The organism is Pedobacter sp. JCM 36344 (assembly GCF_046546555.1).
GTDB lineage: Bacteria > Bacteroidota > Bacteroidia > Sphingobacteriales > Sphingobacteriaceae > Pedobacter.
Window position 1 is genome coordinate 1 of sequence record NZ_JBKHKK010000026.1, and the last position, 10136, is coordinate 10136.

The 10136-nt window shown below is 36.5% G+C and carries 9 protein-coding genes; 5 read left to right on the forward strand and 4 right to left on the reverse strand.

Annotation, left to right across the window (positions count from 1 at the left end; all coding sequences use genetic code 11):
• Positions 1–74: 74 nt before the first annotated feature.
• From ACHFIZ_RS17480 to ACHFIZ_RS17495, 4 genes are all read right to left on the reverse strand, one after another.
• Complete coding sequence (locus ACHFIZ_RS17480; protein ID WP_410888197.1) at positions 75–2081, reverse strand: site-specific DNA-methyltransferase; 2007 nt, start codon at positions 2079–2081, stop codon at positions 75–77.
• Positions 2081–4798, reverse strand: coding sequence for a DEAD/DEAH box helicase family protein (locus ACHFIZ_RS17485; RefSeq protein ID WP_410888199.1), 2718 nt, complete (start codon positions 4796–4798; stop codon positions 2081–2083). Before ACHFIZ_RS17485 ends, ACHFIZ_RS17480 begins: the two co-directional genes overlap by 1 nt.
• Positions 4798–5115 carry a helix-turn-helix domain-containing protein gene (locus tag ACHFIZ_RS17490; RefSeq protein WP_410888201.1) on the reverse strand — a complete coding sequence of 106 codons (318 nt, stop codon included), beginning with the start codon at positions 5113–5115 and terminating at the stop codon, positions 4798–4800. The genes ACHFIZ_RS17485 and ACHFIZ_RS17490 overlap by 1 nt, the downstream gene beginning before the upstream one ends.
• Before the next feature lie 165 nt (positions 5116–5280).
• Positions 5281–5526 carry a DUF4262 domain-containing protein gene (locus tag ACHFIZ_RS17495; protein ID WP_410888202.1) on the reverse strand — a complete coding sequence of 82 codons (246 nt, stop codon included), beginning with the start codon at positions 5524–5526 and terminating at the stop codon, positions 5281–5283.
• Positions 5527–5741: 215 nt separating this feature from the next.
• Between ACHFIZ_RS17495 and ACHFIZ_RS17500 the strand changes: the two genes are divergently transcribed.
• The 5 genes from ACHFIZ_RS17500 (at position 5742) to ACHFIZ_RS17520 (ending at position 10102) form a co-directional block, all read left to right on the forward strand.
• Complete coding sequence (locus tag ACHFIZ_RS17500; RefSeq protein ID WP_410888204.1) at positions 5742–5915, forward strand: hypothetical protein; 174 nt, start codon at positions 5742–5744, stop codon at positions 5913–5915.
• A gap of 75 nt (positions 5916–5990) precedes the next feature.
• Positions 5991–6575 (forward strand): RNA polymerase sigma factor, encoded by a 585-nt coding sequence (locus tag ACHFIZ_RS17505; RefSeq protein WP_410888206.1) that lies wholly within the window; start codon positions 5991–5993, stop codon positions 6573–6575.
• Positions 6576–6642: 67 nt separating this feature from the next.
• Positions 6643–7743: a FecR domain-containing protein gene (locus ACHFIZ_RS17510; RefSeq protein WP_410888208.1), complete on the forward strand. Its 1101-nt coding sequence runs from the start codon at positions 6643–6645 to the stop codon at positions 7741–7743.
• The gene (locus ACHFIZ_RS17515; RefSeq protein WP_410888210.1) at positions 7743–9224 is read left to right on the forward strand and encodes a carboxypeptidase-like regulatory domain-containing protein; all 1482 of its coding nucleotides are present in this window, start codon (positions 7743–7745) and stop codon (positions 9222–9224) included. Before ACHFIZ_RS17510 ends, ACHFIZ_RS17515 begins: the two co-directional genes overlap by 1 nt.
• Positions 9221–10102, forward strand: a complete 882-nt coding sequence (locus ACHFIZ_RS17520) for a family 16 glycosylhydrolase (RefSeq protein ID WP_410888212.1) — start codon at positions 9221–9223, stop codon at positions 10100–10102. Before ACHFIZ_RS17515 ends, ACHFIZ_RS17520 begins: the two co-directional genes overlap by 4 nt.
• Positions 10103–10136 lie beyond the last annotated feature (34 nt).

Here is a 10136-nt window from a genome sequence, read left to right on the forward strand (position 1 = left end):
CGCGAAACAAACGGACAGCCGATTGAGTGATTCGGATATTGCCTTTATAAAAGAATGTTGCCATTTTCTAAATTTTAAAACGCCTTAAATTTATCTCCCATACTATGCTTTAAATTCCACTTCTTGGTTGTATCTAATGCACGTTCAAGTACAATAAGTTTTTGACCAATATTTGTTTTGAAATACTCTACGGTTTCGTCAGCCAAAATTCCATCTAGGCAAATCAATGTCTCCTTATCTTTGTCTGTTACTAAAAAGATTTCATTCTTTTTAAAATGTTGTTGTTTGTCTATCTTATAGTTTAATTTAAAACCATTTTTAATTAATATCTCGGTGATCAGTTCATCTCGGTTAAAGGCTGTAAGTAATTGACCTTCTTTATCCCTAATATATTTTTTAAGAGCCTCTACGTTTTCTTCGTCTGATTTTTCAGGATCAGGCGCATACTCTACTCTTGGAAAATTGGATTTTTTAAGCTTGAATACTTTAAAACCTAAATTAGTTAATGGATCTTCTCCTTCGCTTTTATCAAACAACCCATTTTGTTGATTTTTCTTGTCTTCAATGATTACTTCAATTACTCTTTTATTTCGTTGTATAGTAATATCACTTATTTTTTTGAAGCCAGCTTGATATGCGTCGCTCTTTTTATCGGTAATTTCAGGAAGTTGTACCAAAATATATTTTCTTTCCCCATTGTCGTCTCTATTTAGTTGTTGTATTGCCTCTCCTGTTGAGCCCGAACCAGCGAAAAAGTCTAATACGGTATCTTTTCCACTAACACCAACGGCTTTAAATATCTGTGATAATAAATATGAATCTTTCGGGTTAGTAAAATAATTCCCTCCCATTAAAGTGGCCAACTTTTTCGAAGCTACTCTACCATCCCGATATTTTACACTCGTCAAACTTTGATTTTCAGTATTCTTTAAATATGTCTTATTATTCGGAACAGTAGTTTCGTCCTTTCCAAAATGGACTAAGTTTTCCTCTATTCTATCTCTCATCTTTTCTTTAGGAAAACGCCATCCACTGGCTGGCTCTTTACAGACTTTTTTTGTAATTGGATGGATTACATCATACCGATATTGTCCAAAATTAGGCCCCGAAATGTTATCAGGAAAATAAACACCACGCTCATCCATCCAAGAATAATGTTTACTAGAATATATAGGGTTTGATTCTGCAAACTGTTTATACCACTCTAATCCTTCTCGGTGAATCGCTTCCCAGTTGGTACCATGTTTCTGCTTGAAATTCTCGAACGCTTTGTAAATTTCATCTAAACCTTCTTTTTTTTCTATCCATTCGCCTTTGTTTATTTCTCTATTTTTCACAAAGAATAGGATATATTCGTGTTGTATCGAAATATACGCTTGGTCGTTCTTGCTACTGTTTTTCCAAACTATCTCCCCAACATAATTTTCCGCTCCAAATACTTCTTCGCCGATTTTCCGCAAATGATGAACTTCATCTTCATCGATAGATATTAAAATCACACCATCTTCCTTTAGTAATTGTCTAGCTATCAACAGGCGACTGAACATCATATTCAGCCAATTGCTATGATATCTTCCAGATGCATCATTATTTGTATCAATCTTCAATCCGTTTTCGACAACCTCAATGTCCTCCCAGTACTCAAGCTTGTCTTGTTTCCAGGTATCTCTATATATATAATCTTTATTTTTATTATAAGGGGGATCAATGTATATACATTTAATTTGGTCGCGATAACTCTGGCTCAATAACTTTAATACGGCTAAGTTTTCCCCCTCAATAATTAAGTTATCACTTTCTACAGGATTTACACTTCGATTTTCATCAAAAACCAATGTAGCGTCAGTTGGAGTAAAAGCCTCTCGCTTAGCATTGCTTTTACCAAACCAACGAAATTCATAACGTTCGGTTTCGTTCACACTTTCGCTATCAATTATCTTTTTCAATTCGTTTATGTTTAATTGGCCTTCATTTGTAAACAAATCGGGCATCAACATTTTTAGCTGTTCCAATCGCACTTTGTTCCAATCTTGCGATTGTACATTCTCCAATGGATTATTACTATATTCTTGAGTACTCATTATTTTTCAATTGGGGTGTTAATGTCATTTATAGCGTTGTCTTTAAAGTATTGGTAATCTTTTACTGGGGCTTTGTACTTCACCTCTACGCCAAGCGTCTTGAAGTGTTTGATGGCACACTGTATTTTGTATACCTCACTTTCTTTTAGAGCTTTTTTATCATTGATATCGTTTGTTCCTTTGGTTTCAACGACAAAGTAAAATTCACTTTCCTTGCCGTCTCTCAATTGTTTTCTTTTCATTACAATCCCAAAATCTGGTTCATAATCGCCAATTGGAGTAGATATTTTATAATAACTTGGCAATTTGAGAAAGCATATCAGTTCATCATCCAAATCCGCACCTATGGCAAATTTTCGTTCTACATCACTATCTACCAATTGCTTGTCAAAAACACCCCTATTTGGTGTATTTACATAACCATTTTCATCAATATTTTTCACAAAATCCTCAAAATCAAAGGGAAAAGTTTCGCTTGTTAAATGGTAATCTAGTCCCCTAAGCATTTCTTCCAGTTCTATATTTTTAATCAATGCAGAAGCTTGATGAATATATTGAGGTGGATTTTTTGCAAAAGATTTTATACTGTCAATATTTTCGATGATTTTAAAAGTAGTTATATACGATAGTCCAGTGTTTTCACTTATTTCTTCCAATAAATCTAGTGCAGAATAATTTGCTTTCAATTTATATGATTCAGTTCCTCCAAATTCATCGGTGATGCCACTTTCGCTAATAGCCCCAATGGAACGGCTTGTTACTTCAGCCTGATAATCAGCTATATTTATATTATTTAAAGCTTCTTTACTTCTTTTTATTAAAGTTTCTTCATCGAAAGCAACCGAGAAATTAGTTTTTTTTGACAATGCTTTCCAAAACCGTTTAAAGGCTTGATTAATAGTTTCGTTTTGATTTCGTTTAAAATATACTTGGTTTTGAGCTTTTCCCTTATGCGTATGCGCCATTCCAGCACCTGCCGAGATTGTACCATACGTTTCTTTAATTTCATCCTGATACTGCGTTACAAATGTTTCGTAAGTTTCATTTGGAATAACCGTAAGTTGATTGACACGTTCTTCATCTGCAACTTCCAAACTATCATAAACACGTTCTCCTTCTTGATTAACGCAAATACGTAAACCACGGCCAATCTCCTGCCGTTTCTTAATTTCTGAATAAGAGTTATTTAATGTAGCGATATTGAAAATATTTGGATTATCCCAGCCCACCCCTAAAGCAGAGTGTGAAAATATAAATTCAATTTTATTAGCTACGGAATCACCGTAGGTTAATAACTCCTCCTTATCCTTTAAAATGGCATCAAAAACATCTGAGTTTTTACGCATAGAAGTCTCGTTATCGGTAAATTCCCCTTTACCAGTTTTAGCAAAATAGAATCCCTGTATAGCTTCAATATCGCTTGCTGAAGGAATTTGTCCATCATTGAACTCAGCATAAATACTTTTATATTTTTCGATGAAAAGATTTTTGATAATCGGATTATCACTCACATAATTGGCAACCTTATCAATAAAAATAAGGGATAGACATTTGATACCTTTTTCTTGCAATTTTTGCATTTTGGTGAAATGACGAATCATCAACCATTCTAATTGCAATGCCCAAATACTTTCAATATTTCCCGATGCTTGTTTTTCAAATATCTGCACTCCATTAGTAAACGTAATTGACCATTTTCCCGTTCTTAAACTTTTGTTAATGCGTTCTATCTGATATTTTAAATAACTCGGATTATTTGTAATTAAGCCAAGGTTATCCCCATCTTTTAACCAACTCGTCGTTTTAAACTCTATTTTACCTGCTGTAGATTGATGCCACGCTTTTATTTTTGCACGAATTGGATTTTTACCATTCTGTATTTCACTTAATTCTAGTTTTAAAGTAGCCTCATCATTTTTTTCGGTAACGGTTAATACTTCAATTTTTTTAACCAAACCTTGCTTATAACTATCATAAGGTGTTAAACGATAAATTAAATTTTTAACCACTTTATGAGTAGCCGAATATCTTAATTTGAAAAGCGGATTGAGTTTTGCAATTTGCTTAACAGAATTTACTGTGTCCATTCCCTCTTGTGGTTCGTCCATCAAAACAATAGGATTTGTTCTACCAATAGCATCTATAAAAGGTATATTTGCAAATAAGTCTTCCCTTTTAGCCTGATTAAGGATTTTATCTTCCGAATTAAATGAAGCTAAAGTCATCACCATGATTTGTGGATATTGCTCCTCAATAAAATTGGTTACTTTGTTTAGCTTTTTACTATTGTATTCAAAAGATTTTGGCACGAAGCCATAGATATTTTCCAATTGCCGTTCAAAGGTATTTAGCGTTTTTAAGACACCTTGGCGGATAGCAACGGATGGCACTAGAATTATAAATTTTGTAAAGCCATAATGCTTGTATAATTCGCAAATTGTTTTAATGTAAACAAGGGTTTTACCGGTACCTGTTTCCATCTCAATGGTAAGCTCATTTTCACTTGTGATTTTTGCAGTTTGATCATCAATGGCATTTTCAATTGAAACAGCCATAATGTTTTCCGTAATTTGCTCATTTGATAACGTACAATTATTTGAACGTATCCCCTCAAAACAGGCATTATCAAAAGAATTTTTTATATTTCCATCAAACACATCGACAACCGATTGAATAGCAGTCTGTTGATATTGTAGTTCTTCTAATTTAATCTCCATTACTTATTATTGACCGCTTTCGTTAAGTATTTAATTTCTTGTTCAACCGCCAATAATATATCTTTAATGTATGGTTCATTTGCCAATTGATATGCCACTTGCTTACTCAAAAATTTCACCACGAGCTCTTTTTCATCTACGTTGAAAGTTTTTGCTATAGTTGGCAACATTTGTCGAGTTATCGGCCTTTCACCACGCTCCAACTTGCTTAAGGTGCTCTGATCAATATCGAGTATGGCAGACAGTTTTCTCAGGGGCATACCTGCTTCTTCCCTCAATTGTCTTATATATACACCTATATTTTCTTCTTTCATCATGACTATATTTTCTTGACAACTATGTCAAATATAAATATTATGCGATAGTAAAGAGCTTTATCAAAAGAAAAATTACTAACATTAGCAGGGATAAACTTAACACTTAGCATACCGAAAAATACATGCATAAGTACCAACCGGCCTTCCAATGCCATATATGTTACCTTACATACCTTTTATGGCTGCAGCTACATCATTAATTAGTCCATGGGCTACATCAGTTGGAAGCCCAAAGCAGATAATCTCCGGATAGCTGTAACATTCCCATAAACCAATACTATAAGTAAAGGCAGGTGAATCGCTTGTAGAGCTAACCATAATCACTTGAAGACCAAATTTTTCAATATTTAACTTTGTCTTAGCAACCAATTCTTCGCTTCCGATACACTGATGAGATTTGTCGTTATTCATATTATCCTATTAGTCATGATTATATTTGCAATCTACGGTAGTTAAGAACACTGCGAATACGATCAAGGTTCTTAATGAAGCCGAATATAACGCGTTCCAAATTAACAACGGCCTGCTATCCGAATATCGTTAACCAGATGGCAAACGTGGAGTTATGAATCGATCAAACGGCATAGGGAAGGACGCAACTTCAGAAGTCACTATTTATCTGGGAGGTGGATCTGGATGCATTTATTATTCAAGAGGGGGCAGGTCTGCAAATTGAAGCCTATTGGAAAGACAATAGCACTATCATTGTTAAAAAAAAGAAAGAATATTCGGCCGAGATAAAACATGAGCAAGTAAGTAGTTTTGATGACGTCGTCAAAATTGAGTACCTTGAAGTTTAAAATTTAAAGCCATCGTTAAACTATCAGCATAAATATTTTTATTTATATTGTGGTCCCTAACCAAATAACCTTCAATTGGACTATAGCAGCCATACCGATCATGAGTTGACAAGCAAATTTATTGCTGGTGACGATGCTGCCTTCAAAGAAATTTATCTTCGCTATGACAAACCGCTATATCTCTATGCCTACCATAAATTAGGAAATAAGGAAGAATCTAGGGATTTGGTTCAGGATGTATTTGCCTGGTTATTGCACAACAGAAGCAGTTTTGATCCAGATACAACCATTTCAGGTTATTTGTATAAATCAGTTCTCAATAAAGTTTACAACGTTTACAAACACAAAGATGTTCTGAAGAAATATGCTGATGAGGGTAACAGGTATTTAGATAGAGAAAGGACTGAGACTGATTTTATGATCAGGGAAAAGGATATTCAGGCAATGATCGACAAAGAAATATCGGCTATGCCCAAAGGGATGCGTGAGGTGTATGAGATGAGGCGAACGCAGTACCTTTCGATAAAGTCAACTGCTGAACAATTGGGAGTTGCAGAATCAACCGTTATTACTCAAATGAAACGTGCAATGAAGCATTTGCGGTTGAAACTTGGGATGTTAGTTTACCTGTTGTTTGTTTTGGCTCAGGAATATTTCTAGAGCTTGTCCCCAATTTAAGTGTGTAAATTGCCTTTAATAAAAATGATGACTCTCGAGAAGGATAAGAATGGAAAATAAAGATACCAAGGAAGAAGAAGCTACCAAATACTGGCTGCATTATTTCAGAAGAAATGATGTTCCGGAATTGACGGAAGCAGAACTGGACCAGCAGAGCGAGTACATGTATCGTGCATTGATGCAGGTTCCTGAGCTGCATACGCTTAAGGCTAGACGTTTTAACTACCCTTTGATTTCTGCAGCCGCTGCGGTTCTGTTAATTGTGGGTGTTGCTGTATTTTATTTCAATTCTCACCAGATAGTTGAAAGCAATCAGCAAGTAAAGGCTATACAGAATGTGGTTGTTCCTGGCAGAACTGCCGCTACCTTGCTTCTTGCAAGCGGACAGCGCATTGAGTTATCCAGTGCTTCAAATGGAAAGATTGCGGAACAGACAGGAGTAGAAATATTTAAAGCTGCGCAAAATAGGCTTGTTTATAGAGTTTCAAGTGCAAAGGCAGAAACGGCTCAGACGAATACTGTTTTAACGGCTAAAGGCGAGCAATATAGCGTCGACCTCCCTGATGGGACGAAGGTATGGTTGAATGCTGCATCATCATTGAAATTCCCGACAACATTTACTTCAAAAGCGAACAGAATAGTTGAACTGATTGGGGAGGCATATTTTGAAGTTGCTAAAGATAAATCTCATCCTTTCATTGTCAAAACCGACAAGCAGGAGATCAAGGTTCTGGGTACACATTTTAATGTGAGCAGTTATCCTGATGAACAACTAACTAAAACAACATTGCTTGAAGGCTCAGTGGAGGTCGTTTCGACTAATAGCCATACCTCAAAAGCAACATTGAGGCCTGGCCAACAAGCACAGTTGTCCCGAAAAACCTTAAAGGTTAAGGAGGTTGATTTGACGGAAAGTATGGCCTGGAAAAATGGTGACTTTAATTTCGAAAACGAGGAGTTCAGCAGTATATTGAATCAAGTTTCCCGCTGGTACAATGTTGAAATAACAGACAATGGGAACCATGATGGCCTAAAGCTTACTGGTATGGTTGCCCGTTCAAAAAGTTTATCAACTGTCCTTAAATCTCTTGAACGCACTGCAAAAGTGAAATTTAGGATTGAGGGCAGAAAAGTGACGATTATTGAATAATGAGGTTTTTGCTTGCTTTCCTAAGTGTCATTCTGACTTTTTCGGGAATTAATACTTACGCTCAACGTATTACTTTTCAGAAGAAGAACGTCACCTTGCAGCATGTTTTCAAGGAAATGAGGAAGCAAACAAAGTACGATTTCCTATATAATGCAGACCTGCTAAAAGGGGTTAAATCTGTCAACGTTAACTTTAAAAATTCCAAGCTAGAGCAGGCTTTAGATAGTTTATTAAAAAGCAATTCTTTGGATTATTCGATTGAGGATAAGGTTGTGATGATCACTGCTAAAGAAACTTTTATACAACTTAAACCATTAGTATATTCTATTTCTGGTCTAGTTAAGGATGCAAAGGGAGCAACTCTGCCAGGAGCTAATATTCTGTTGAGCGGTTATCAGATTGGTACGGTAGCTGACAGTTCTGGCCGCTTTGTGCTAAAAGGGCTAACCGCTGGAAATTATAATCTTTTGGTGGAGATGATAGGTTATACGCCTTCGACGCTGAACGTAATTGTCACTAATAGGGCGAAGGAAGTAGAAGTAGTGCTGGAAGAAAATGTCAAGCTGCTCACAGAGGTCGTCGTCAGGCCAGACCCTTATCGCTCCGAGTACCTGGCAACATTCAAAGAGAACTTTATTGGCACTTCTGCAAATGCTAAAAAATGTGTGATACTCAATCCGGGAGTCATACGATTTGAGTATGATAAAGATCTGCGGATTTTAAAGGCCAGTTCAGACGAGCTTTTAATTATAGAGAACAAAGCACTGGGCTATACAGTCAAATACTTGTTGAGTTATTTTGAGAAAGACTATGAAACTAATGTCGTCCATTTTTATGGTTACCCCTATTTTGAGGAATTAGAAAAGAAGGAATCAAAAGTGAAACGCTATGCAAAACTTAGAAGGTCTGCTTATATAGGTTCTCCAGAGCACTTTTTCAGGGCCCTTTACGACAATACTTATCAAAAGCAAGGATTTTTCATAAATAGACTTGTTAAGGCTCCGAATACAAAAAAGAGACCTGACGCTGTAATAGATGAGCGGTTAAAGCTGCTCTCTGAAAAGATGCGTAAGCACAGGGATGAGAAGCGCAGGAAGGAATCGCTTTCTTATTGGACTAAAATGAAACTCCTTCCAGACACAGTTGAAATGCTGATAAGAGAAGAGGTGGAAAGACATACTTTGGTACAGCAGAAATCTCCCTCGCTGAAAACACTTGATTTTAACGATGCTTTATATATTATTTTTATAAAGGAGAAAGAGCCTAAGGATTATACGAAGTATTCAGGCTACAAGATCCAGCGGCCTGATGATTTTGCGAGTTTCCAGATTTCTTTGCTTTACAGGTTGAAGCCCTCTCCTGGTTTTTATGAGAATGGCGGCCTTTATGATCCAGAAGCATTGCTCTTCGAAGGCATGTGGGCTTATGAGAAAGTAGCAGATATGGTTCCTATGGATTATGTACTTGAAAAATTAGAATGACAACAAACCATGGTATAGCGATGAAGTTTATTAGCAGTATCGTCCACACGATGTTTTTGGTTTTTTTAACCAGCTATGTATTTGGGCAAAATCAGAATGCCACCTCTGCCTATCTTAATGATGGTTATAAGCTAGTTTGGGCAGAAGAATTTAATAAAAATGGCAAACCTGATCCCTCAGACTGGAAATATGAAAAAGGTTTTGTACGAAACGAAGAAAACCAGTGGTATCAGGAAGAGAATGCTTGGTGTGAAAATGGTATTTTGATCATTGAGGGTAGAAAAGAAGATAGACCTAACCCATTATATGCTTCGGGGAGCAAGGACTGGCGTATTTCACGCGAAAAGATAACGCATACTTCCTCCAGCATAAACACATCTGGACGTCATTCCTGGAAATTTGGTCGTTTCGTAATGCGGGGAAAGATCAATGTAAGTTCTGGTCTTTGGCCTGCCTGGTGGACACTTGGTGAGACGGGCGAATGGCCTTCTAACGGAGAAATAGATATCATGGAATACTACAAAGGCAACGTTTTGGCCAATATTGCGCTAGGAACTTCAGCCCGCTACAAAGCCAAATGGTATAGCAAAATTACACCTGTTAAAGAATTGGGTGGAAAGGATTGGGCTGCTAGATTCCATGTTTGGCGGATGGACTGGACTGAAGCGGACATTTCACTTTTTGTGGATGATGAGCTGATGATTAAGGTGAGTATGGCAGCGTTAAATAATAAAGATTCAATTGGACTGAATCCATTTAAGCAACCTCATTATATGTTGCTAAACCTTGCCATGGGAGGGTTGAATGGCGGGGAGTTGAGCAATACAAAATTTCCCAACCGTTTCGAGGTTGACTATGTTAGGGTTTACCAAAAATAAAGTATCGTCCTGCTGAATTTATTTCATTATTTCT